General features: G+C 34.7%; 22 protein-coding genes. 3 read left to right on the top strand and 19 right to left on the bottom strand.

Going from position 1 to position 23,742, the window contains the following annotated elements:
• Positions 1–331: 331 nt before the first annotated feature.
• Positions 332–1,495: an MFS transporter gene (locus FSZ17_RS01345; protein WP_057776131.1), complete on the bottom strand. Its 1,164-nt coding sequence runs from the start codon at positions 1,493–1,495 to the stop codon at positions 332–334.
• 126 nt (positions 1,496–1,621) lie between these two features.
• On the opposite strand from FSZ17_RS01345, the gene FSZ17_RS01340 reads away from it, so the two are divergent.
• On the top strand, positions 1,622–2,380 hold the full coding sequence (locus tag FSZ17_RS01340) for a TrmB family transcriptional regulator (RefSeq protein ID WP_057776130.1): 759 nt from the start codon (positions 1,622–1,624) through the stop codon (positions 2,378–2,380).
• A gap of 209 nt (positions 2,381–2,589) precedes the next feature.
• Here FSZ17_RS01340 and FSZ17_RS01335 read toward each other — a convergent pair whose 3' ends face one another.
• Entirely contained in the window at positions 2,590–4,101 is a 1,512-nt protein-coding gene (locus tag FSZ17_RS01335) for a PH domain-containing protein (protein ID WP_057776129.1), read from the bottom strand.
• Positions 4,098–4,592 carry a PH domain-containing protein gene (locus tag FSZ17_RS01330; protein ID WP_057776128.1) on the bottom strand — a complete coding sequence of 165 codons (495 nt, stop codon included), beginning with the start codon at positions 4,590–4,592 and terminating at the stop codon, positions 4,098–4,100. The genes FSZ17_RS01335 and FSZ17_RS01330 overlap by 4 nt, the downstream gene beginning before the upstream one ends.
• Before the next feature lie 348 nt (positions 4,593–4,940).
• On the opposite strand from FSZ17_RS01330, the gene FSZ17_RS01325 reads away from it, so the two are divergent.
• The gene (locus tag FSZ17_RS01325; protein WP_057776127.1) at positions 4,941–6,029 is read left to right on the top strand and encodes an AI-2E family transporter; all 1,089 of its coding nucleotides are present in this window, start codon (positions 4,941–4,943) and stop codon (positions 6,027–6,029) included.
• Positions 6,030–6,187: 158 nt separating this feature from the next.
• Here FSZ17_RS01325 and FSZ17_RS01320 read toward each other — a convergent pair whose 3' ends face one another.
• Entirely contained in the window at positions 6,188–7,000 is an 813-nt protein-coding gene (locus FSZ17_RS01320) for a DNA alkylation repair protein (protein ID WP_057776126.1), read from the bottom strand.
• Between the two features lie 299 nt (positions 7,001–7,299).
• Here FSZ17_RS01320 and FSZ17_RS01315 point away from each other — a divergent pair, with 299 nt between their 5' ends.
• Positions 7,300–7,764: a DUF3291 domain-containing protein gene (locus FSZ17_RS01315; RefSeq protein WP_057776125.1), complete on the top strand. Its 465-nt coding sequence runs from the start codon at positions 7,300–7,302 to the stop codon at positions 7,762–7,764.
• A 287-nt stretch (positions 7,765–8,051) separates the two neighbouring features.
• Here the strand turns inward: FSZ17_RS01315 and FSZ17_RS01310 are convergent, their stop codons facing one another.
• The 15 genes from FSZ17_RS01310 to FSZ17_RS01240 all read right to left on the bottom strand — a co-directional run bounded on the left by FSZ17_RS01310 (position 8,052) and on the right by FSZ17_RS01240 (position 23,741).
• On the bottom strand, positions 8,052–8,561 hold the full coding sequence (locus tag FSZ17_RS01310) for a YfiT family bacillithiol transferase (RefSeq protein WP_057776124.1): 510 nt from the start codon (positions 8,559–8,561) through the stop codon (positions 8,052–8,054).
• Positions 8,562–8,589: 28 nt separating this feature from the next.
• The gene (locus FSZ17_RS01305) at positions 8,590–9,093 is read right to left on the bottom strand and encodes a DinB family protein (RefSeq protein ID WP_057776123.1); all 504 of its coding nucleotides are present in this window, start codon (positions 9,091–9,093) and stop codon (positions 8,590–8,592) included.
• 39 nt (positions 9,094–9,132) lie between these two features.
• The gene (locus FSZ17_RS01300; RefSeq protein ID WP_057776122.1) at positions 9,133–9,651 is read right to left on the bottom strand and encodes a DinB family protein; all 519 of its coding nucleotides are present in this window, start codon (positions 9,649–9,651) and stop codon (positions 9,133–9,135) included.
• Between the two features lie 338 nt (positions 9,652–9,989).
• Entirely contained in the window at positions 9,990–10,214 is a 225-nt protein-coding gene (locus tag FSZ17_RS01295) for a hypothetical protein (RefSeq protein ID WP_057776121.1), read from the bottom strand.
• Positions 10,215–10,925 (bottom strand): ABC transporter permease, encoded by a 711-nt coding sequence (locus FSZ17_RS01290; RefSeq protein ID WP_057776120.1) that lies wholly within the window; start codon positions 10,923–10,925, stop codon positions 10,215–10,217.
• Between the two features lie 219 nt (positions 10,926–11,144).
• Positions 11,145–11,540, bottom strand: a complete 396-nt coding sequence (locus FSZ17_RS01285) for a hypothetical protein (protein WP_057776119.1) — start codon at positions 11,538–11,540, stop codon at positions 11,145–11,147.
• A gap of 161 nt (positions 11,541–11,701) precedes the next feature.
• Positions 11,702–13,873 (bottom strand): extracellular solute-binding protein, encoded by a 2,172-nt coding sequence (locus tag FSZ17_RS01280; RefSeq protein WP_057776118.1) that lies wholly within the window; start codon positions 13,871–13,873, stop codon positions 11,702–11,704.
• A gap of 197 nt (positions 13,874–14,070) precedes the next feature.
• Positions 14,071–14,904 carry a glycerophosphodiester phosphodiesterase family protein gene (locus FSZ17_RS01275; protein ID WP_082625406.1) on the bottom strand — a complete coding sequence of 278 codons (834 nt, stop codon included), beginning with the start codon at positions 14,902–14,904 and terminating at the stop codon, positions 14,071–14,073.
• A gap of 9 nt (positions 14,905–14,913) precedes the next feature.
• Complete coding sequence (locus FSZ17_RS01270) at positions 14,914–16,629, bottom strand: ABC transporter permease (RefSeq protein WP_057776116.1); 1,716 nt, start codon at positions 16,627–16,629, stop codon at positions 14,914–14,916.
• Positions 16,622–17,653, bottom strand: coding sequence for an ABC transporter ATP-binding protein (locus FSZ17_RS01265; RefSeq protein WP_057776115.1), 1,032 nt, complete (start codon positions 17,651–17,653; stop codon positions 16,622–16,624). Before FSZ17_RS01265 ends, FSZ17_RS01270 begins: the two co-directional genes overlap by 8 nt.
• Before the next feature lie 212 nt (positions 17,654–17,865).
• A complete protein-coding gene (locus FSZ17_RS01260) occupies positions 17,866–18,936 on the bottom strand; it encodes an extracellular solute-binding protein (RefSeq protein WP_057776114.1) in 1,071 nt (356 codons plus the stop codon).
• 334 nt (positions 18,937–19,270) lie between these two features.
• The gene (locus FSZ17_RS01255; protein ID WP_057776113.1) at positions 19,271–20,758 is read right to left on the bottom strand and encodes a hypothetical protein; all 1,488 of its coding nucleotides are present in this window, start codon (positions 20,756–20,758) and stop codon (positions 19,271–19,273) included.
• 284 nt (positions 20,759–21,042) lie between these two features.
• Positions 21,043–21,963, bottom strand: a complete 921-nt coding sequence (locus FSZ17_RS01250; RefSeq protein ID WP_057776112.1) for an FTR1 family iron permease — start codon at positions 21,961–21,963, stop codon at positions 21,043–21,045.
• Positions 21,964–22,001: 38 nt separating this feature from the next.
• Positions 22,002–22,757 carry a hypothetical protein gene (locus tag FSZ17_RS01245; protein WP_057776111.1) on the bottom strand — a complete coding sequence of 252 codons (756 nt, stop codon included), beginning with the start codon at positions 22,755–22,757 and terminating at the stop codon, positions 22,002–22,004.
• A 198-nt stretch (positions 22,758–22,955) separates the two neighbouring features.
• A complete protein-coding gene (locus tag FSZ17_RS01240; RefSeq protein WP_057776110.1) occupies positions 22,956–23,741 on the bottom strand; it encodes a glycosyltransferase family 2 protein in 786 nt (261 codons plus the stop codon).
• Between the last annotated feature and the right edge of the window lies 1 nt (position 23,742).

Raw genomic sequence — 23,742 nt, 5'->3', positions numbered from 1 at the left:
AATATAAGTTCTTACAACTTAATAGTCCATGGATAATTTGTGAAACATTGAGCAATTAGGTATTTTGACTGCAATAACGTATTGTATTACGTAACATTTTATATTTCCAATTAAAAACTCATTATCTTCCCAAATCCGATTGTTAAGGTACTTAGACAAAGCATTCCGGTTTCATTACTTTTTTTCAAAATAGATGAAGGATGTCATAGATAATGAAAAAGAAAGTCTTTTTACTGATTAAGTGTAAAAGACTTTCTTTTGTCATATCAATAACCTGATTCGTTCGTGATATAAACCTACTCAAAAATGATCAGTGATAATGTTTTTTGTCTTAAGCAGCTGAAGACTCAGCATGTTTTTTCTTATTAACCATTGTTAATGAAAACATTAGTAAAGAAAAAAGAACAAAGATTCCACCAACCGTTGCATTCATCTCAACAGTTGCATTTTCAATAACAATACCCCCAATCATGGACCCAAAAGCAATTCCGAAATGGAGAGCAGAGTTATTTAAGCTTTGCTGAATAGAAGCTGTTTCTGGTGCAGATTCAATTAAGTAACTTTGTATCGCTGGGGTAATCGCCCAACTTAGCATACTCCAAATCATCATCACCACTAAAAATAACGGAAAAATACTTGTTGTATACGGAATCGTGAAAATCGATACAGCAAATACAGCCATAACTCCAATAATTGTTTTCTTCGGTCCAAAGCGGTCAGACAGCATTCCACCCATACCACCGCCGATAATCGCTGAAATACCAAAGATGAGATACATCATACTAATCCATGTACCATCAAGCCCCATTGTCATTTGTAAGAATGGGGTTAAGTATGCATAAAGCGTTATATGTCCAGCTAAGAATAAAAATGACGATAATTGAATCAATAAAATCCTGCCATTCTTCAATGTCTGCAGCTGTTCCCTAAAGGGAATACCAGGTTTCGGGTTAATGCGTTCCATAAAGAAATAGATCCCGAAAAAGGACAATGCTGTTAAGATCGTAATCATGAGAAATGGGGCATGCCAGCCAAAAGCATTACCTAACATTAGACCCGCCGGTACTCCAAGTACTAAAGAAGCACTAACTCCCATAAAAACAATGCCAATCGCACGGGCACGGTATTGTTCTGAAACAATATTAGATGCAATCGTTACACATAAGGCGATAAGTAAAGCTCCGCTCATGGCAGAAATGATACGTGCAAGCATAAGCATGGCATAACCTGTACTAAACATAGCAAGTAAGTTAGCAAAAAAGAAAACACTTAGAGAAATTAATGTTAGTTTTTTTCGCTCTACTTTAGCTGTAGCGGCTAATAAAATGGGGCCAAAAATAGCAAATACTAAAGAAAAAATTGAAATTAACATGCCGACTTTCCCGAGAGAAACCCCCAGATCATTAGCTACTAAATCAAGAATTCCTCCAAGTATTAATTCAACTAATCCAACCACAAATGAAACGATCGTTAATAAATACACTCGTTTATTCATGAAAACACCACCTTTAAAAGTTACCACCATAAGGGTAACACTATACAAAAAGATAAACAACTAGAAATTATAGGAGTGTTTAGTCTATGCTATTGGTAAGGTTGTACAAAGAATAGGAGGATCTTGATGCTACAGCAATTTGGTTTTACACAATACGAAAGTCAAGTATATTCATCGCTTATTACAATTAATCAAGCACTTGATGCAACGGCTATTGTTAAACGATCCGGGGTTCCTCGTTCGAAAGTATACGAAGTTCTGCACAGATTGTCTGAAAAAGGAATTGTGATGGAGTCGACGGTTGAAAAGAAACGTCTCTATACAGCATTGCCGATGGACGCAATGATTGAAAAATTAAAAACAGATTTTGAATTACATATTGAAGAACTAAAAAAAATAAACGTGGAAGAAACCGAAGTAGATGACCGTGTATGGACATTGAAAAAAAATCAATCCATCCAATCATTCATAAAGGCATTATCTTTAAAAGCAACACGTTCTATCTTTATTTCTGCATGGGCAGATGACTTAGTTACATACTTGCCATTATTAGAATCGAAATACAAAGAAGGGCTGGAAGTCATTATTCATGTAATTGGAGAGGTTGAAACAATCATACCAACCGTCTCTACACTTATTCCTGATCAAAGCCATGAAACGCTCGAGCGAAGCAGAATTATCATTGTAGATGAGAAGGAAATGATGTTTGCCGGTATTGAAGATTCATATTGGCAAGCCATTCGAACACAGTCGCCGCCATTAGTAAAGATTTTTACTGATTTCTTCTATCACGATGTAGCTTTAACAAAGATTACCCAACGGTATAAGAAAACAGTAATGGCTGATGAAGAGATTAAAGAGGTTTTAATGAAACTTCGATATTAGAAAGACTTGGCGAATACCTTAGTTTTTCTTATGCGATCTTATTAGCAGAAATATAATTGAACACACACTTTACTTTAGTACGTTAATAAGCTTAAAATTGCTTATTAGCTTAACAAAGAAAACACTCAGCATGAGTGTTTTCTTTGGTTTTTCTGCTCAACTTTTATTTCACGTAAAAGATTAATTAGTCAAGAAATGAAAACTAGCTTTTATTCCAGCTCAATTTCATTTCTGCGTCCCATATACCACTTGTAAAACGACTCAGCAAGCTCTAATGGCACATCGTCAACACCAGCATGATGCACTGGTTTAGCCCGGTTGATGGTCCCAATTGAGGCGAGGCCCAGCAGTTTTTGAAAGATATTCCTAGTTACTTTCACTTCAATGATCTTATCCCGTTTTGACACGAATAAAGAGGTGGTCAAACTTCCTTTTTTGACCTGAATGAAATGATCATTTAAGATGTAGCGAGTATTAAAGAAATCTAGCAATCTTAACATAACGATAATAATGAACAAGCCAACAGATAGGATCAACCAAGCTTGCTCTAATTTTAGAACAGTTGGCTTGAAATAATATAGAATAATTGTAGTAATGATCCAGAGCCAACTTGGCATAAACATGCGTACCCATAAGGATTTTCGTGGGAGACGATCCATCGTTTGTGTGACTTCATAATATGGCAAAATCTCCGAAACCATTTCATATGCTCTCTTAATAGGAAGGAAGGGATATAGTGAGTTTATCTCGTGTGTATCCTCTCCTGAAGACAAACTACCTGCACTAGTCAGCTTCACTTCTGCTAGTCCGAGTACTCTTTTCAAAAATGACTGTTTAATTTCAATCGCCTGTACTTTTTCTTTTGCAATGGAAAAGGCAGCTTCATCGATTACACCTTTTGTAATATAGATACGACCATGGTCTGATGAGATTTCATATTTCCCATACTTTAAGAAGGTCCTGACGATTCCGAAAGTGGTAGAAGCAATAATAAGAACAATAAAAATGATGGTCACCATCCACCAAGAGCCTATTAGCTTTTCAAAAATACCCACTGCTTTATCTTCCACATGAAAGATTTCATTGATTTTGAAATATAAAGAGCTAAGTATAGGAATAAGGACTAGAAAACTAAGAGATGTAAAGGAAGCTTTAAAAATATCATTCTTTGTCGGCTTAAAATGAGTGATACGATTTGAGTTTCCTTCTTTAACTTCTATAGTCGAATAGGATCTATCTATATCATCGCTAGCAGGAATGGCCGTCCATTCATCACGGACAGCACTTGTCATATGCGCTTCCATCCTATCTGCTTCCTTTTGAGAAATGACTTCGAATTTAACAGCAGCATCCTCACCTGCCATTCCTGTTTCAAAGTTGATGGAAGTTACTTTAAATATCCGATGGAATAAAGAAGTATGACGATTGATGTTCTGAATTTTAGAAAAAGGAATAGTTCGTTCAGATTTGCTGAAAATTCCTTTATAAAGATGAAAGGATCTATCATCGAGTTCGTATTTATGGGTCAACCATTTCAAAATTATTGAAATAAGTGTTAATCCGAAAGCTAGGAAAAAAATAATCCTACCGTATGTAATGAAGGTTGATTCCGAACCAGCTTTGATCACAAATAAAAAAATCACAAAGAAAATGGAGTTCTTGATTAATGTCCAGAGATCAAAAAGGATAAGAAGCGGATTGTATCGTTTTGCCTTTGTCATTGCCCCACTTCCTTAATTTTTGCATATTGGGCAATCTGATTTCTTAACTCAATAGCTGCATCTTTAGGTAAAGCTGGAATTGTATGAGACGCCCCCATTGTTTCAATCGAAACAGAGCAGAGACTGTATTTTCTCAGTAACGGTCCTTGTTTAGTTGCAACCGATTGAATTTTTGTCATCGGGACAAGTTGATGTACTTCATTTAGTACACCTGATTTCAATTGTAAAAACTCTTCATCAACATCAAAGCGCCAATTTTTATAAAGTAGAAACGGATTGATAAATGACCAAACAGCTCCTATCAAAGAGATTGCTGTAATAGCAATCAGAATCCAGCCGACCCATTCCTTCCATGAAAAGCGATAGTCAAGATAAAATAAAGCCCCAAGGATAATAAATCCGATTAGATTCGTAACCGATTCAGTTATGATCCATACTTTAACTGCATCCCTGGATAATCGTTGTTGAGGTGCATTCATATGAGAATACATTAAATCACCGCCTATAAAACTACTGTGTTTCTGTTTTTATTAATCTAACACTATAATAGACTCTTTTTATTACACATGCATAAACTCCACCTTAATATCTCCTTAATTCTTAAAATTTTGGCATCTGATTAATAAGATCATTTATAAATCAACATGGAAAACTTACTAATCTTTAAAGATTATGAAGCATTTATTGACTGGATACTGGATTATGACCGAGAATTAATACACTTATTATGGTTTAATACGTATATTGGTCCCGACATATTATTATTGGATTTTCAGTGAATTGGGTATAATATTTAAATAGGGGTAATATTAGCCAATTTTGGGGAGTGGGAATTGAACATGTTAGAAAAAAGATGGTTTAAAAGTATGGTTGCCATCATTTTGTTTTTAATTATTGTGTTTTTATTAAATACAAATAAGTTTATATTAAATCCAATTTTTGTATTCCTTAAAACAATCTTTCTACCTTTCGTTGTAGCCGGTATTTTGTTTTATTTATGCCGACCTTTAGTAGCATGGCTTGAAAAGAAGAAAACACCAAGATGGTTAGCCATTTTAGCTGCTTATCTTGCCATAATATTGTTTATTATTGGCTTTATAAAATTGGTTGGACCGGTTATCAATGATCAATTAAAACATTTTGTGAATAATTTGCCAGTGATGGTTTCCACCGTAACAGATTGGTTTATGTATATTCAGGAAAATCGGAGTACTTTCCCTGACTTCGTTCAAGATGCATTGATAACTGCGAGTGAAAAATTAGAAACTAAAATTGCAGCCAATGCAGGGAATATTGCAAATGGAATTGCAAATGGGATTCTAAGTGCTTTCGGATTTATTGGCGGTTTTATCAATACGATCTTCTATCTTGTGCTTGTTCCATTTATTTTATTTTATATGTTAAAAGATAGTCATCGGTTTGCACCGAGTGTGGCTGCTTTGTTTCCAAAATCTAAAAATGAACATGTGAAAAACATCATACATGAAATGGACAAGACGATTTCTACCTATATTCAAGGTCAAATGCTCGTCAGTGTCATTGTCGGGACGCTTTTGTACATCGGCTATTTAATTATTGACCTACCCTATTCACTTGTTTTAGCTATATTTGGAATGTTCACTAACGTCATTCCGTTTTTAGGCCCATTTATTGCAGTTATACCTGCCTTTCTAGTTGCATTATTTACAGATCCAATTATGGCTGTTTACGTAGGAATTATCATGTTAATTGCTCAACAAATTGAAGGCAATATCATTTCTCCGCATATCATGGGGAAAACACTAAATATTCATCCTTTAACAATTATTGTGTTGGTTTTAACAGCTGGAAATATCATGGGTATTATTGGAGTCATATTTGTTATCCCAGCTTATTCCATGGCAAAGGTACTTGTTATTTATATCGTTAAGATGTTTAGAGTAGAGTAAAAAATGAGTGATTTTATGAATATATTCAACGGCTGATTATAAATAAAGCATTAGCTAATTCACTATTTTTAAGGATATAAACACAAATAACACCATCCATAAATATGGATGGTGTATTTTTTGTGCTCCTTGTTAACTAACAAGTGTCTTATTTAAACTTAACTGTTTTTCAATATGGTTCTTTGGGCTTTTTTAATAATCCTATTAGTTGACTTTATATCAGTATTTGTCCATTCTTCACATAAGTTGATTACCCAATCTGGTTTCGTTTTACTAGCATCATTTAACCAATTTCCAACTGAATCTTGGACATATTTAGATGGATCTGATTTAAGTAAATAAAGAATAGAAAGTGCTTTATCAGGCTCTTGTTTTAATACTTCAATATGCTTACACCATACACCCCGAGGACGAATAGATTCTATAGAGAACCTGCGTATATTCTCATCTTCACTTTTTGCCCATTCTACTAACAATTCCACACTTTTTTCTACATTTTGTGAAAGATCTTCTCTAATAGACATCCAAGCAATTTCTCGAACACCAAAATGTCGATCCGCTGCAAAAGGTCGAATATAGGTCAATTTATCTTCTAACGTGTCATTTGGTTTTTTATTCATGAACGCTGCCCAACATCGCACACTATCTGAGATATGATTGGATAATTTTAAGATTAAGTCCTCTTTTTCGTTGGATATAACTTTATCCAATAAAGATCCTGTCATTCGTATAGCTTTCATTCCAGTTTCTGCATTCTGTTTTTCCAATTCTGCTACAATAAATCTCAAACTATCTTCATGCCCTATTTTCGGTAAGACACTTTCAAGTAATCCAATATGATTTATAGCTAGCCATTCTGTAAGATTTACACTCTCTAATTTCCCTTGATTAAGTAATTGTAATACCTCATTCGGAATTTCGCTTACTTTCTTAGCTCCCTTCCTGTTGAGGATATCTTCATCCACTATCATTTAGTTCCCTCCTCACAAACAGGTTTTAAATAGATATTCAATAAATAGGGGAAATTCCCCTTCTTCCTCATTTATACGACTCTTTTCCGATTGCGTAATTTTGAGGGTATAAACACACGTAACACCATCCATTAATATAGATGGTGTGTTACGATGATCATTTTAAAAAACGTCACATTCTGTAATGATTTCTTCTGCACTTAACAAAGTAGCTTCCTGAATCGTGGTTAGCTTTATAAGGAATTTTCACATTTTCATTTGAATATATCTAGGAAAAGACTATAGATGGAGGGCTGTATATGGCATTAGTTTCAATCTATACTGTTGGTAGGCTGAACCACCCCTATGACCACCCTGCCTCTCGTGAATTTTTTCAAGTGGGAAATGAAGTATATCGTCAGGCAACTAAATCAGGACTTATAGAGGCGTTTTCACCTGAAGGAGTCTCTTCCCCTGAAGAAACCGTAAAGGGAAATGGTTCTCCTATTCTTACATTAACAATATGGAGAAGCCTTCAATCCTTATATCGCTTTACCTATTCAGGGCAGCATATGCAAGCATTACGAGATAGAAGCAGATGGATCGAGCCATATCCAGAGAAACACCTTTCTTATGTAGTTTGGTGGACAGAAAAGGTGAAGGATGTCTCATGGGAGGAGGCATTCAAGAGATACAACTATTATATTCAGCATGGTCCCACTTCTTTTGCATTTGATTTTAAGCATGCATTTGATGAAACAGGGGAGACGTTCTTGATTAAGTAGCAGGGGGACCCTCTGGAGGAAATTGTGAAGTATTACACTTATACGATCGGGTGCGTCAGTTGAAGAAGCATAAGTGTTTTTTTGAATAAGACCCTATTTTAGTTATTCCATTAAAGGGAGCAATTACGGAATAAGAAAGGACATTACATATTAGTCATATAAAATATGTAATGTCCTTTCATTTATCTATTTTTTTAATTTAGGTCTTGATAAAAAGATTGATCAAAATGGATTCTACTTTAATATTTTTATATTTATATAAAAAATTTTGATCAAACCAAAAATAACTAGTTCAAAGCATTTCTAATATGTGCCAGGTGGTGTTTGCCATGCCATGCATAAATGCCAATACTCTTTGCAAGTGTAACTAACCCAGAGTCAGGATGATGAAATGCTCTTTTCAATTGCTCATCTGTTAAGCTTTGAAGTAAATAAGTCCATCGCTCATGCAAACTATCGATGATTTTAAGTGAAATAGAAATCGGCATATTAGAATCTGGCAGCTTGGCCCATTCGTCTTGATTGTATGGCTTAATGGCAGGTGTATCTTCCGTTAATGCCAATTTGAATCGAATATAACCATTTGTATGGCTATCTGCAATGTGATGAACCACCTGACGAATCGTCCATCCATTTTCTCGATATGGCTGACTTAATTCTTCTTCACTTAAATGACATACTTTTTCTGATAACTGACTTGGAAGCAATCGTATTTCTTCCATCCACTTTAATACTTGGTCCTTAGAAATATTCTCTTCACATATAAATTCACCGATTGGATATCTATCATTTACCATATATATCCCTCAATTCTAAATAGTGCTATCATTTAAAAAGAAAATATACATAATCCGTAGGTACGCCTCTTTCACCTTGTTGATGCAGCATCGCTGTCACATTTCCACGATGATAGGTTCCATGATTTACTACATGGTGAATAAGATCGGCAAGTACGAACTCACTGCGACCATATTGAGGGTGCTCAGTAATGATGATTCGTTCTGGATCCTGCTGCTCTACAAAAAAACGGTAGTATTCCTCTGAAAGAGAATGATAGATCGCTTCAAGTTCATCTAACGACGCTCCTGATGCTTCTAGCTTTCGACGCTGAACTTCTCGAACAGTATCATGGTAGCTACTTCCCTTCATCGTCTCCAACCAGGTAATGTCTGTGGCATATAGGTGAATCATAACATCTGAGATCGATGAGAAAACACTATTAACCGTCTTGTTATAAATCCTATCAGGTAATTGCTTTAAATGCTCGAACACTTTTTGGTTAGCCCAAACGTGGTAATCGTACATTTTCTTAGCGCGGTTATTTTCCATTTGCTTGTCCCACCCTGTCTTTAAAAGAACAAATTTCTCTTAATCATTCAATAATTCCCTAAGCAATTGGAAAATCTGACCTCGATGATGTGATTCATGCTCAATTAAATGGTAAACAACCCATTCAGGTGTAACGTCATAATGTTCAAGTACCCTCGGTTTACGCCAATCCGTTAGGTCCATTGAACTAGTGTGGGAAAGAAATACTTCGCGTACCTTATTAAGGCGGTAAAAATGTTCTTCTAAGCTTTGTCCCTCAAAATGAGTCAAAGAGCCGTCTTCTGGACGGTCTTCTAATGGAAAAAGTGAACGTATTTCCGGATCCCATTCAGAACAAAGGATTTCTTCGTATAACCAATCTGCCTCGATTAATGCAATATGATATAACAGTGAGCCAATTGTTTGCCTTTCACCCATTTTTGTGTCGAGTATACTTTGGCTGATTCCAGTCAATTTTGTTATAAGGGTTCGGCGAACATCTTCTAAACACCATAGCCAGCGGCCAATTTCAGCATGGCAATTTGATAATGGGGATACCAGTAAAGCTCTTCTTTCCAACGAGATCATCCTCCTTTTATTCAAGTATTTCATTCTACCTAAATACGGATGTTCCCTTCTTTTTATATAAAAAATTTCCCCCTTATTCGGAAAAGCCAACACCCATTATTTGGGTATCGGCTTTCTTTTTTTAAAAAAGATTGATTATTTTCTTAAGTAGTAAATGCACGGTATCCATGAGAAGTAACAACCATATAAAAAATTTAAAAGTAATTATGATAATGAACTTTAAAAAGAGATATTCCAATTAAAGTAGTACCTCCTTTATGCTTTCCATAGTGAATATAAACACCTTATTAGTTCGATCTATTTCTTACCATTAGGTTAAATATTTTACTTTAGAACATTCGGATAATTCCATTCACAACACCGAAGATACCAATTGCCGCACAAATTAAACCAGCATTTGTTTTACCACTTTTTCCTTTCGTACGCTTGCCAGAGTAATAGAGGACAATCCCTAATATAACAAGCACAATACCGAAACCAACATTAATAAAGTTAAGTTGCGGTGAAATGCTTTCAAATGCATGATCAATAGCATTTTCAATTCTTTGTTCCATTTACTCTACCTCCATAAGATTTACTTTGTTTTTCAGATTGATCGAAAAGAGTATTCCGATAAACATTATAATTAAGCAGACTATATAAATAACCGTCATATTTGAAGCTGTACTTACCACAATATTGCATATTGACGAAGCCAAAAGAACAGCGGAAATAATGGTAGTGGGAACTGATTTCTTAATAAATCCGATGCCCGTTGCAATTATTCCTATACAGGCGGCTGTAAAGGCCAAGACGACTGTAATCTTTATAGCTTGCAGCATGATAGAAACAGTAAAGTCCCCACTTACAAGATGCATAAATTTTTCTGTTATACCAAATATCAAGAAAATAATAAGATTGCTGATAATCATTGAAAAAATCGTATACAGACCGACAACACTTAATTTTGAAAATAAGATCTTTTTTCTGCTTACCGGATATAAAAAAAGTAAAATCGGTCTATTTCCGGAATAATCCTCGATAATAAATTTAGAATACATAACAGCCGATAATACGCAAAAAACCGTCATATTTAATACCCCAAACAAAGGAATAAGATTGCTATAGCCCAAAAAAAACTCTAAATCTTTATCGTTTGGATCCAGCTTTGGCGCATAGGCAAAAAGATAAAGGAAACCTAACATGACTATAGCAATCATCATGCTGGCAACTACATAGGTGCTGATGCTGTTACTTCTCAATTCCAATTTAATAAGTTTTATCATTTCTTCTCCCCTCACTGTTAAGATAAGTTTATTCTAGTTCCTAAAACTCACTTATTTCTTAATCGATTCTTAAGAAATTCTTAAATTACTCCGACCAATAAAAAACAAATAACCTGCCACCCCAAAATACAGGGAGCAGGTTATTTGTTTTTCATTTCGTAAGCTTAATGATCAAGCTAGTCATTCAAAGCAATTTCTTTTCACTAAAAAAATTAAGTATTACACTTTAGGAACAGGAACGGATTGGCCACTTTTCTCAATTGCTCCCATTCCTTCTAAAATAATCTTAGCGTCTGCATTTAAGTATTGTATAGCATCTGCTCTTAAAAGCAGGTTTTCTTTTCCTTTAATAAAAACCTTTAAACCCCGTAAATCAAAGCGAGATGCATAAGTATTAATTGAATGAATTGTACTTAATTCCTGTCTATTAAGGGGTTTTACTCCTGCCTCTAAACTATTTGTAAAAAAGTCTAATAGTACTCTGGCATTACTTTTTAGTAGATTTTTATTATTATTTAATATGTCCATATTTTGCTCGATGTATCTTCTTGAGGATACTAAGTCAAGCTCATCTATACTTTCATTTAATTTGCTGATGACTTCATTAATATTCACTAATCGTCCTCCTAGATTAAACCCTATATCCTTTTATCGGACAAAAAATTGAATTTTAAAGAATTATCGACATCATAAGACAAAAGCACCTACATCCAAGTTAAGATAAAAAAATAAGTTGCCCCAAGAGCAAATACTTTTAGGGCAACCTGCTTTTACAACTAACTATGAGTAATTAATTCTTCCTGCTTCATACGGAGCTCTTCATTTATTTTTTTCAAATATTTATCATAATCAGGCTGTTCATCGTCCAATAGTTGTAAGATAAATTGACCGATACTTTCTTCTGCTTGTTTTATATTGATACTTTGTCCATTTTCAAAAGTGTTTTCTCGTTTACCATTCATGATCATCTTTTTTGCTTTATTTAACCAAGGATACATTGTATGCACGACCGAACTATTCGATAGAAAATAAGTCGCCGTATTTCCTCCTAGTAACGTGAGTTGTTCTGAAATTTCATTGGTATTAATCCAATTTAAAAACTCTATACTTTCTTGTAATTGATCCGTATCTTTTGTAATTCCGAGAATACCTCCACCTAATAAAGGCGTATCTCCCGGTACATTTGCGATTCCAATTGAATCCTTAATATTACTTTGAGATGCCACTGATAAGTAATTCATAAATCCGATGACCATTGCCGTTTTCCCATCAACAAATTGGTTGACTTCTTCTCCCCACCAATTCGCATCCAGAACGTTAGAATTTCTATAGTTTTCATATAGCAATTTCATGGCATTTATAGCAATGCTGTCATCTAGTTCAATTTCGGAATCATTTACAAGAGAGCCTTTAAGAGAATAATATCTAAGTAAATATTCAGCAGCGATCGTTCCAGCATTCCCAGTAATCATCGATGCCCCTTTTAATTCTTTTACTAAATCAAAATCACTTTCATTAAAAAACTTCAGAATTTCAGTATACGTTTCAAAATTCGTTGGGATCTTTAATTTAGATTTCGTCTTCTCATAATATTTTCGTTTCACAATCTCATTTTCAAAAATATCCTTTCGATAAAACAGCATTTGAATACTGATATCAAATGGAAAAGCATAGGTCACATCATTAATATTCGCATAGTAATCTTTTATAAAATAGGGCAAATCTTCTAAGGCACGATCCAAGTTAGTATCCAGGCCTTGTAGATTCTTATAGATTTTCTGACCATACCATGATAGCCCCACAACATCTAAACGTATAATGTCATACTTCTTCCATTTATCATCATCTTTGATAATATCAAAAACCTCAGTATATTTTTTGATATGTAAATGGACGCGTATATTCGTGTTTTTTTCAAAATGTGGAATAATTTTCATCAGTGCTTGAGTGGTTGGTGATTCAATCGTTAAAATATGAATATTCGAATTAAACTTTTTATAATGATTCTGTGCATTTAAAAAGCCAATATTACGATATTGTTTTGAATGGCTCTTCTCTTTTAAATGAATATTAAGGATCATTTTCTTAACTACACTTTCACCAAGATAGCCATAATCCTGAAAATAATAGAGCATTTCATTACTATAAGTATTTTTTAACGGTGCAATCGCAATGATTTTAGGTAAAGGTTCGGTTGATCCATAATGATAGGCCTTTATTAACATTTCTGCTTTCGTTGCGTTGGTCGTAACGATGACATCAAATGACGTATTTTGGATCAATTGAAAGGCATTTTCATATTCATGCGCCATATTTGATTGGCAAATCTCTGTATTATTATCTACTCGATTCATAAAAGATGAAATAAAGGCATTTTCATTAGAACATTTATTTTCTTCTGTAAAAACACCAATGGAATTTACATCCATATGATTCAAATACTCGGCTATTTCTTTCCCTGCTTGTTTAAAATCAAAAGAAATGAATTCTAAAGCATTTTTCGGATGACGATTGATAAAAATAATATCACTTTTATTAATCGTAAGTTGATGATAGTATTCATTCGCATCCTCTAACGAAGAAACCGATAATATTCCTGAAGGTCTTTCTTTGATAATCTCTTTAATAGTTTCTTTTTCTTTAATTGGGTTATCAAATGTACAATACAATTTGACTTGGTAATCTCTTGCAGTCGCCTCTTTTAATGCACTTTCATAAAATATGGCATACTCATTTAATGAAAGAGTAGGTAAAATCATAATAATGGTTTGACTTTTGCCCGAACGGAGTAATTTCGCATTATTATGGAGATTGTATCCTAATTCCTCTGCAGCCTTTAGAACTTGTTCCATTTTTTTAGAACTCACATTTCCTTTGCCATTCAACACATTTGAAACCGTTCCATGCGAGACACCAGCTGCTTTAGCAATATCTAATATCGTTACCATATTTTCACTCCTACAAAAACAAAAAAGGTTAATGTTATTTTATCAAATACTGCTTTTTATAAAATATTTTTATAAAAACTATACTTAAAATTAACAATTCTTGCCTTTTTAGAATTAATTCATCTCTATATAAAAAGCTGCTTCAAAACGGGTTTATTCCGAGCTTGAAGCAGCATGTACCTTTTTATAAGCAGAAATTATCTAGTGCTCTTTATCTTTTCTCTATAGTTATTTAAAAGGCTTGGCCAATCTGTTTGGATCATGTCTGCCCCTTTTTCAATTATCTTTTTCCATCCACATTCCGGACCCTTTATGATAGAAGCATCATCATCATAATCCGCAAACAAGAAATGGTCGTCGTCCAGTTTAATGGCATTGATCCAAATGAGTAAATCCTTCTCTTTTATCATTTGAATGGTTTCATTTTGGAAAAATGGACTTTCCTGGCTGACAGCTATAATTTCCATCCCTATCAGATTGATATTCTCATACGCTTCAACTCGTTCTATCTCTGCAGGCTCTATAACTATTGGCATGTACGCATACTTTACAGGATGGGCATTTAAAAGATCCAAATAGCTATTTTGAACGGGAGATTTCAATAAAATTTGCTCTTCCATATGAAACTGATCAAGAAAAGGAAGTAGTGTATCCCAATATTCCCAAGAGCGATCTATATTTAACAGAATGTCTCCCCTAAAAGTATTCAATACATTTTCCAATTTATCTACTTTATAACTGACAACAGAACCATTATTATTTCGATAACAGAGGGAGTCAATCTCGTTTGAAGACATGGTTTTAATATTATGATCTTGTCCTAAAAGTCTTTTTTCATTCCCATCATGGAAGACATAAAAGTCCCCGTCTATCGAACGGATAATATCAATTTCTAAAATATCTGCATGAGATTGAACTGCCGCATAAAAAGCAGGGATTGTATTTTCTATAATATTCCCCATGCTGCTTCCTCTATGAACAGCGATTAAAAATGGTTGGTTGTTTAGTTTTTCTTTCATTATCTTCATCATTAACCTCTTCTATAAAATATTTTTCTTGTTACTTCCTCTACCGTAAACGAAGTAAATAACAGTAGCAGATATACACATTAAGATAACGGAATAAACGAAGTTCATCGCCCTTGCATCTACAGACGCTGTTGGATCTGTGCTATTTCGAATGACAATACCCAACGGTTGAAAAAGCGGATGATATAAAAATACGGTTAAATCATATTCTGCTAATAGACTATTAAAATTTAATGCAAGTATCGCCATAGTCGTCGGTAAAACAATCGGTAATATGACTCTAATGAAGGTATAGGTCGTTCTTGCTCCTAAATTTTTTGCTGCATCCTCGAGTGAACTATCAAATGAATAATAAGCCGCCTTCAAAATCCTCAACGTAAAAGGGATTTTTTCAATGATATAAGCAATTAGTAACAAGATCAGAGTACCTGTTAAAACAATATTCCCCATAATAGGCAGCGGTTTATCATAAGTGATAATTAAACCTAAAGCCATGAGGATAGCGGGTATTAACCAAGGAATATGAAGTAAATATTCTAAAGAAGTGGTTAATTTATTATTATATTTGTGGATTAATCGAGCAATCAATAACATGGCAGCCACAACAATGATAGCCGTTAATCCTGAATAGATAAAACTAATCATAAATGGTTTATAAGCTGAAACGTCTGTTAAGATTCTCATGTAATGTTCTAAAGTAAAATGTTCCAATGATAGTGTTCCAGTGCTGATACTATATGTATCGGTAAAGGAAAAGAGAATGACGGTTCCAACTGGCAGCACATAGATGATAAATAGAACATAGGCAAAAAAGTGGACAATAAAGTTGGCAAATTTATTCGTAATTTTTTGCTTCACGATTTTCGTTTTTACTTTTGAAATAGACATATAGAAGCCTTTTTTCTCAGATCTCGTAATCACATAAAGTAAAGCAATTTGTGTAATTCCTAAAAATATCGCTAATAATGCAGCAAGATCTCTTGAACTCATACTATTAGCAAATGTGAGAATCATGGGGCTTATCGTTTGATAATCTTTTCCACCTAATATTAACGGTGCAGACATCGCTCCAAGTCCTGAGGCAAATAACAATACGGATAAAGTCGTTAGTATAGGCTTTAAAATAGGAAAAACAATTTTCGTGAGAATTTTCCAAGGTGAAGCACCCATATTTTTTGCCGCTTCAATGGTTTGATAATCTATGCCTCTAATTGCATTCGAAAGAAAGAGAATATGATTGGTTGTACAGGCAAATGTCATCACAAACACGACAGCCGGATAACCAATAAACCAATCTGGATTCATATTTGGAAAGATTCCCACTAAGAATTTCGTTAAAAATCCTGAATTTCCATATATAAATTGATATCCGAATACTAAAATGAGTCCGCCATAGATCATAGTAGTAAAATAACCAAGTTTTAATACTTTTGCGCCTTTGATGTCAAAATAATCGGTAACCAAGACGATGAAAACCCCGACAATGTTCACCGTGACCACCAATGTAATCCCTAATAAAAAGCTATTTAATAAACTTTTCATCGCTCTTTCCGATGATAATAATTTTTGAAAGGGTTCTAATGAAAAGGCACCATCAGCAAAAAAGGTCGTATAGAGAATATTTACATTTGGAACGATGAGAAAAGCAATTATGAACCAAGCGAGAATAATTCCAACAATCCATAAGGATAATTTATTTTGAACATGATCCTTAAAAAATTTATTCATGATGATTACCCTCATACTGCAGTATGTCTTTTGGGTTAATGAATAATGTTACCTCGTCCCCTTCGTTATATTGAAAATTGCCATCCTCTTTTTCAATATTGATAAAGGTTGAATCCAATATTTCATATTTATATTGAGAGTGTGTTCCATAAAATTCTTTGGATGCCACTTTTGCTTTTAGTCCAACGGAATGAGTATCCGTATTCAACACTTTTGTTTTAATTTTTTCTGTTCGAATGTAATATTTTTTTGCCGGATCTACTTTCATATCCGTTTTTTTCGCTATTTCTTCCATCACTTTTTGACTAATCCTATTGGCATCACCGATAAAATTACATACAAACTCTGTTTTCGACTGATTATAAATTTCCTCTGGTGTACCCACTTGTTCGACCACTCCATTATTAAAAACAGCAATGCGATCAGACAGTGTTAACGCTTCTTCTTGATCATGGGTCACATAAACCATTGTTATCCCTTGTTCAAGCTGTAATTTTTTTAGTTCTTTTCTTAATTGTTTTCGCAGCTTTGCATCCAAGTTTGACAAGGGTTCATCTAAAACGATAATTTTAGGGGCAAGTGCCAATGCTCGTGCGATGGCCACACGCTGCTGCTGCCCGCCAGATAATTCGGATACATTTTTTATAAGCTGTTCATCTTTTAAATCTACAACCCTAGCTAATTCTTCAACTCTCTTTTTAATCTCTTCCTTTTTATACTTTTGAACCTTTAATCCAAATGCAATATTTTCATAAACAGACATGGTCGGGAATAAAGCATAGCTTTGAAATACCATTCCAATTTGTCGTTTTTCAATGGGGATATTCGTAATATCCTCATCATCGACAATAATTTTCCCTTTAGTAGGTGTAATAAATCCTACTAGTGTCCTTAATGTCGTAGTCTTCCCGCAACCAGAAGGTCCTAAAAAAGTAAAAAACTCACCTTTTTTTACTTCTAAATTTAAGTTCTTTATCGCTACAAAATCACCAAATTTTACTTGGATATCTTGAAAGTTAATCAACTGACTTCCTCCTTCAAAATATAAACCGCCAAATCCTAAATTTGGTTCGACGGTTCATAGGGTAAAAAATGAAAGTCTTACGCCTTATCTTTTCAAGGTAGGACTGAGCGGATGAAGGGGAATCCTCCGCTCAGTCCTACCTTGATTAACCAGAGGCTAATCAAGGTGGATACGATTTTCAATATGGGTGTCTAGTTTTTCCCTATTCCCAATTAGAAAATTTCTAACTCAATTTTCTCTACCCAATCTTCAATATGCTCGGAAATGAAGTTATAATCCATTTCCTGAATAGTTGTGTCTTCAGCAATTTGTTTCATTTCGTCTGTAGCTTTTTCAAGAGCTTTTGTATTTACAGGTAAAGAACCAAATTCTTCAGCCCAAGCACCTTGAACCTCTGCACTACCAAACCAATCTATAAATTCTTGTGCAACTGCTGTATCTTGATCTTTTCCTTTATTAATAATTCCTACTTGCTCAACTGTAGTTGGTACTCCGATTTCTGGAGAAACGATACCAGCGTCAAAACCAAATGCCTCTTCATATCCTGGTAATCCACTTGAGAATGTGAATGAAATTGGCACTTTTCCTGATGCAAGGTTCGCCTTGTCATCTTCGCCTTCAGGAGTTTTATATCCATTGTCATAGAAAGTTTTAATTTCTTTCCAACCTTCATCTGATATACCTAAATCACCATTTTGGTCTAAATGTCTCATTAACATTCCATATACTACTGAACGGTTAGTACCTCCGCCCAAATTAGTTGGAACATGATACTTTCCTTTAAAATCCTCATTTTCAATTAAATCTGTCCAATCTTTTGGTGCCGTTTCTTCTGTATAAACATCTTTGTTATAAATCATAATAATTCTTTGTTCAACCAATGGATGATAGAAATTATCTACGTCACTAGAGCCTTCCGGAATTTCATTGATCCATGCTGGTTCAAACGGAACGAGTAAATCATTTGTTTGTAATTTCTCAAAGTCCATTTGATTTAATCCATAAACAACATCAGCTATAGGTTTGTTCTTTTCAGCAATTAAACGGTTGAAAATATCTCCACCGCCTGCTTCCACAATTTCAATGTCAAATCCAGCTTCGGCAGCTTTTTCAGTTAACCAATCTCCACGTCCCTCGGAAGCAGAGTTTGTATAAACGACTAAAGATTTATCTTTTGAATCTTTTGCTTCTGAAGCTCCTTTGGAAGATTCCTTATTACCACCACAAGCTGTTAAAGCAGTACTTAAAACAAGGGCAACGACTAACAACCAAATTTTCTTCATCCATGTACATCTCCTTGTTAACATATTTGAACGTGTCAATTTTGTCTTGCAAGGTAATTATATTAGCTGTTTTTTTATTAAACAATACCATTTACAGAGACTTATCATTATTAATACAGGGTTTACATTCTATAAGAAATGTCAAAGTTAAGAGAGATTGATTATTCTAAAATTCAATTGGAACGTGTCAAATAAAGGATTCCAAATTGTTAATTTTGTAAAGATTCAATGGAAATGATTCAATGGAAATGATTCAAGAATTACATGATGAAAATAAAAAAGAAACTAATTTTGGAAAGCCAAATCAGTTTCTTTTTTATTGGATCATTTTAAATTAGTATTCATTTCTCCACTCATACAAAACAATATGATTATAAACCGGATCAAAAATAGAATTAGAATGAAATTCTTTTATTTTTTTTATCTTACCGGTAAGGTCTATCCCTTGAGCAGCAAACCCTTCAACTACCTTATTCGTTATTAAAATCTTTCTGTTATGGTAATAGGACTTGTCATGTAGAAAAACTTGATAAGTTTGCACCTTTTTGGAAGGTATAGTCACATTCATGTACTGTAACACCCTCGTCTCTTCCCAGGCATAAACAACGGCTGAGTCATCAAGAGACTGCAAATAGTTACCTAATTGATACGTAGCTGGGAGTTCCTTCGCTTGTTGTTCAATCAACCTAGATGAATAATACGTTTGTGAAATGATGAGTAGATAACAAATAATGTATAGTAAAGAGTTTCTAGTATCTTTTAATACATGGATCAATAGAATAAAAAGAAAAAATATCACTAAAGGAAGGATATGTCTAGGTTTATCAATGTTTTGTGCAACAACGGCCCAGATCAAATAACAAATCCCCATGATCCATACTAAGTGAAGAGTGAATTCCTGTTTGAATTTACCCCTTTTCCACTGATAAATAAACAAGCTAACAACGATTCCGTATAACACGGCTAACAAAATCTTTTGAGCGGAAATACCCGTCCATAATACATTATGAAAGATTAATGTTTTTATCCTTTCAAGAAAAGATACATCACTGGCGACAGCCGAGTTACCCCAATCGTTAAAATGGCCGCTTGTAAAAGCTAAAGACAATTTTACAAATCCCTTTACACTGCCTTCAGAAAAAACAAGTGCTCCTACCCAAATGAGCTGACACATTATCGCAAATATGGAATAACGAACGATTTGTTTAAATGTAAAATCACCATTTTTCCATTTTTTATAAAAGAGAAGCAGTAAACCCACTGCGAATGGCAGATAGGATAATCGAATGCCTAACAATATACTTAAAAGCAGTGGCGGCAAAATATTTATTCCTACTCCCTTACCTTTCATCGCCAAATGAAGACTCCATAAATACCACCATAAAGCAGCTAGGGCTGCTCCTTCTGATATGGGTTGATTCACCATCACCATTACATACGTCGAAGAGTATATGATTGAAGCAATCACTAAACTAGATAATCTTGAAACATGTATCCTGGACAGTTTATATATTGGATACAGGGCACTGAAGTAAAACAAAATATTAAAAACAGTCAGTGAAGCCACCTTATTGTCAACAAATTGATGAATAAAATAACCGCCTAGAATAAAATAGGGATAACCTGGAAAATGCGGCTGCATAGCCATCAAATCGTATCGATCTAACGCGAGCGCAAAATCTACCTGATCCCATGTAGAAGCAAAGGAATTGATGTGGTTTAATTGAGTCCAAAGTAAAAACATGATCGAAAATAAGCTAGTAAGAGCTATTCCAATATTGATTAATTTGAAAATTTTATCCTTTTCCTCTTTTTTATCCATACCTTGTCACCGTTTTCTTAAGCAAAGGTGTCAGACACCACGAACAATATCTAGTATCAATAAGCGAATGAGATTCTAGATAAAGTGAAACTTCCATCAGTGGGGGTTTTTCGACGCACAGGACGTGCTAGTGCCGACGTTGCCACAGGACGTGGCGTTCTTAGTCGGCTTTCATCCCCCACTTAGGTTTCTTTGATTCTCTCGCAAACTTGAAGTGGGGGTCTTACTGCCCGTTAATCTGCGATAAAGGTATTATGTGGATGCCAGACACCTTATGAGTCATATTATTTTGCTTCTACTTTCAATTCTTGTACCTGATCTTCCTTGTTGAAGCTCTCATTTTTCCCACTTGATTTATATGAAGTTAATAAATATATACCAACAAAGTATCCGATATAGGCAATAACTTCTTCTACAGATGGCATAGAAGAATATCCGAATAATGCTTTAAGGAAAACACCAATATCTCCTGACAGAACGGGCGCTACTCCGTGATCACGCAAGTAGTGATCATAATCGATTGGATGTTCTGGCAAAAACCAAGTTAAATCATATAAATGCGGGTTAACACTTCCGATAATATTTAAATCTTGCATCATCGAAATCGCTTGAACTAATAGGCCGGCTGCAATAAATATGATGAAAACACCCGTTACTTTAAAGAACATTTTAAGGGAAATCTTCATCGTTCCTTTAAAGAAGATATATGAAACAACGACTGCAATGATAACCCCAGTAATGGCACCCCAGCCTTCCATTGCAGCACCAATATTTCCACCGGTAATGGCTGCAAAGAAAAAAACGGTCTCAATTCCCTCACGAAGGACAACGAGAAAGGAGTGAATAACCATACCTACTACATTCCCCGTTGTGATAAAACGGTCTAGCTTCCCTTCCATATTCGCTTTCATATCTCTACTTTGTTTAGACATCCAAAAAACCATTTGGGTTAACAACAAAGCAGAAACGAGCATAATCCCAATCTTCAAATACATTTCGCTACCCATTGAAGCAAAGCCTGTAAACACAACCTGGAACAGCATCGCTACGCCAACACTAGCAAGTACAGCAAGACCAGCCCCTAGCCATACATACTTTGTAAATTGGCTGCGTCCCACTCTTTTTAAATACGTTGTTATGATACCAACGATAAGCAATGCCTCTAAAACCTCACGGAAGGTAATTAATAATGCTTGTATTTCCATAGACTATTCTCCTCTCCCAACCATGAAACAACAAACACCTATGATTTTTTCTTTTTGCGAACCGTAAAAATAACAACAGCGCCAAGAATAACAACGATAACCACTAGAGGCAGCCAATTTTTCAAGTTGGAGACATCTGTCCAATCATTATTTTGGGTGCTAGTATTCGTGGAATTCTCATTAAAATGACCAACTTTTAAACTCTTTAAGCCAAATTCTTTTTGCAATAAAGAAAAAATCTTATCTTTACTAGCATCAAATGCATTCTTATCTGCCTCTTTTTGTCCAACGCCAAAAAGTCCTGGATTTCCTAATGAATTTAGAGCCTTATCAAATTCCGATTTAATTTCTTTATCCGTTTCAGGGTTTCTTGCTTCAATTTTTGGTGATAATGCTTCATATGTTGCAAATCCCTTTGCTAATAAACGCTTGCTCGTTTCGTACTCCGAAAAGTTTTTATCCGTATTATCCAAGCGTCTGGCAATATTTAATACGAGCAGTTGGTCCATATCTTTAATGACTTTATCTTTATCTTCATTTTCAAGATCTTGAAGAATAACTTTTGACGGCTCTGGTCCCATATGCATGTCGACTTCTTCTTTAACTGTATTATAATGCTTTTCCGCTATGGCATAATCTGGAGGATTTTTGTCAAGTTCAATGAGCATTTTTTTATAGACTTCTGCCAATGCTTCTTCATTCGGGTCTCCGTATGTATATGCCTTGGCAGTCAACGGAAACGATTGAGTAAGACTAAATAGTAATAATAAACAATAAATGAAAAGCTTTTTCATTTAGGATCCCCCTACATCATCTGAATGGATAAAGTGAAACTTCAATCAGTGGGGGGTTTTCTTTCATCCCCCACTGATGGTTAGTTGAACCAATCGGGCTTTTACGGACTTTTGATCCCCCACTTAGAAATTTATTCTTAACTCAACTTCTTGAAGTGGGGGTCTTACAGCCCGTTAATCTGCGACAATTTCAATTTTTTAAAAAACCGCATTATCAATATTTTCCTCATTTTGATAAGCATCCATATTATTCAACCTATGAGCATTTTCATCGATCTTTACATGCTGAATCTTTCTATTCGCTTCTTTCCATATGGCTGGTATGACAGATGAAAGATAGCCTTTAAAGGTAATAAACGATTCTCCCGTCGAACGAACTTGATATTGAATCGGAACTTCCTTCACTCTAAAGCCCTTTCTGACAAGGTTTAAAGTTAAAACCTGTGCATAATTATAATTATGGACGATTTCTGCATGTTCTAGAGCTTGCCTCGTAAAAGCCCTCATACCTGACTGTCCATCATGAATCCATTTTCTGAGTAACAAACTTTGAATGAAGGTAAAAAGATAATTACCTAGACGACGATGTATTTTCATACCTTGTATCGTTCCTAGAAAACGGGAACCCATTGTATAATCAGCTTCGCCTTTAAATATTGGTGCCAATAAATCGGGTATCTGGTTAGCAGGGTATTCTCCATCTGCATCGATCATGACCGCGATATCTGCACCTCTTTCATAACTTTCCTTTAATCCTGCCCGAACCGCCGCTCCTAGACCGCGGTTTTTATCAAAACTGACAATATAGTCAGCTCCTGCTTTTTTCGCCACATCGACAGTTTGATCTCTTGATCCGTCATCGATAACTAACACTTTTACCTCGACCTGATAATGAAAGGATCTAGGGATGCTTTCGATCACTTTCCCAATCGATTCTTCTTCATTATAGGCCGGCAGAAATACTATGACTTTCTGTTTTTTCATG

The organism is Cytobacillus dafuensis (assembly GCF_007995155.1).
Classification (GTDB): domain Bacteria; phylum Bacillota; class Bacilli; order Bacillales; family Cytobacillaceae; genus Cytobacillus; species Cytobacillus dafuensis.
This window is presented reverse-complemented; position numbering and strand designations above follow the sequence as displayed.

Excerpts from the sequence above, each read along its gene's own strand:
- FSZ17_RS01345 (WP_057776131.1), bottom strand. The coding sequence starts at position 1,495 with ATGAATAAACGAGTGTATTTATTAACGATCGTTTCATTTGTGGTTGGA.
- FSZ17_RS01340 (WP_057776130.1), top strand. The coding sequence starts at position 1,622 with ATGCTACAGCAATTTGGTTTTACACAATACGAAAGTCAAGTATATTCA.
- FSZ17_RS01335 (WP_057776129.1), bottom strand. The coding sequence starts at position 4,101 with ATGACAAAGGCAAAACGATACAATCCGCTTCTTATCCTTTTTGATCTC.
- FSZ17_RS01330 (WP_057776128.1), bottom strand. The coding sequence starts at position 4,592 with ATGTATTCTCATATGAATGCACCTCAACAACGATTATCCAGGGATGCA.
- FSZ17_RS01325 (WP_057776127.1), top strand. The coding sequence starts at position 4,941 with ATGTTAGAAAAAAGATGGTTTAAAAGTATGGTTGCCATCATTTTGTTT.
- FSZ17_RS01320 (WP_057776126.1), bottom strand. The coding sequence starts at position 7,000 with ATGATAGTGGATGAAGATATCCTCAACAGGAAGGGAGCTAAGAAAGTA.
- FSZ17_RS01315 (WP_057776125.1), top strand. The coding sequence starts at position 7,300 with ATGGCATTAGTTTCAATCTATACTGTTGGTAGGCTGAACCACCCCTAT.
- FSZ17_RS01310 (WP_057776124.1), bottom strand. The coding sequence starts at position 8,561 with ATGGTAAATGATAGATATCCAATCGGTGAATTTATATGTGAAGAGAAT.
- FSZ17_RS01305 (WP_057776123.1), bottom strand. The coding sequence starts at position 9,093 with ATGGAAAATAACCGCGCTAAGAAAATGTACGATTACCACGTTTGGGCT.
- FSZ17_RS01295 (WP_057776121.1), bottom strand. The coding sequence starts at position 10,214 with ATGGAACAAAGAATTGAAAATGCTATTGATCATGCATTTGAAAGCATT.
- FSZ17_RS01290 (WP_057776120.1), bottom strand. The coding sequence starts at position 10,925 with ATGATAAAACTTATTAAATTGGAATTGAGAAGTAACAGCATCAGCACC.
- FSZ17_RS01280 (WP_057776118.1), bottom strand. The coding sequence starts at position 13,873 with ATGGTAACGATATTAGATATTGCTAAAGCAGCTGGTGTCTCGCATGGA.
- FSZ17_RS01275 (WP_082625406.1), bottom strand. The coding sequence starts at position 14,904 with ATGATGAAGATAATGAAAGAAAAACTAAACAACCAACCATTTTTAATC.
- FSZ17_RS01270 (WP_057776116.1), bottom strand. The coding sequence starts at position 16,629 with ATGAATAAATTTTTTAAGGATCATGTTCAAAATAAATTATCCTTATGG.
- FSZ17_RS01260 (WP_057776114.1), bottom strand. The coding sequence starts at position 18,936 with ATGAAGAAAATTTGGTTGTTAGTCGTTGCCCTTGTTTTAAGTACTGCT.
- FSZ17_RS01255 (WP_057776113.1), bottom strand. The coding sequence starts at position 20,758 with ATGGATAAAAAAGAGGAAAAGGATAAAATTTTCAAATTAATCAATATT.
- FSZ17_RS01250 (WP_057776112.1), bottom strand. The coding sequence starts at position 21,963 with ATGGAAATACAAGCATTATTAATTACCTTCCGTGAGGTTTTAGAGGCA.
- FSZ17_RS01245 (WP_057776111.1), bottom strand. The coding sequence starts at position 22,757 with ATGAAAAAGCTTTTCATTTATTGTTTATTATTACTATTTAGTCTTACT.
- FSZ17_RS01240 (WP_057776110.1), bottom strand. The coding sequence starts at position 23,741 with ATGAAAAAACAGAAAGTCATAGTATTTCTGCCGGCCTATAATGAAGAA.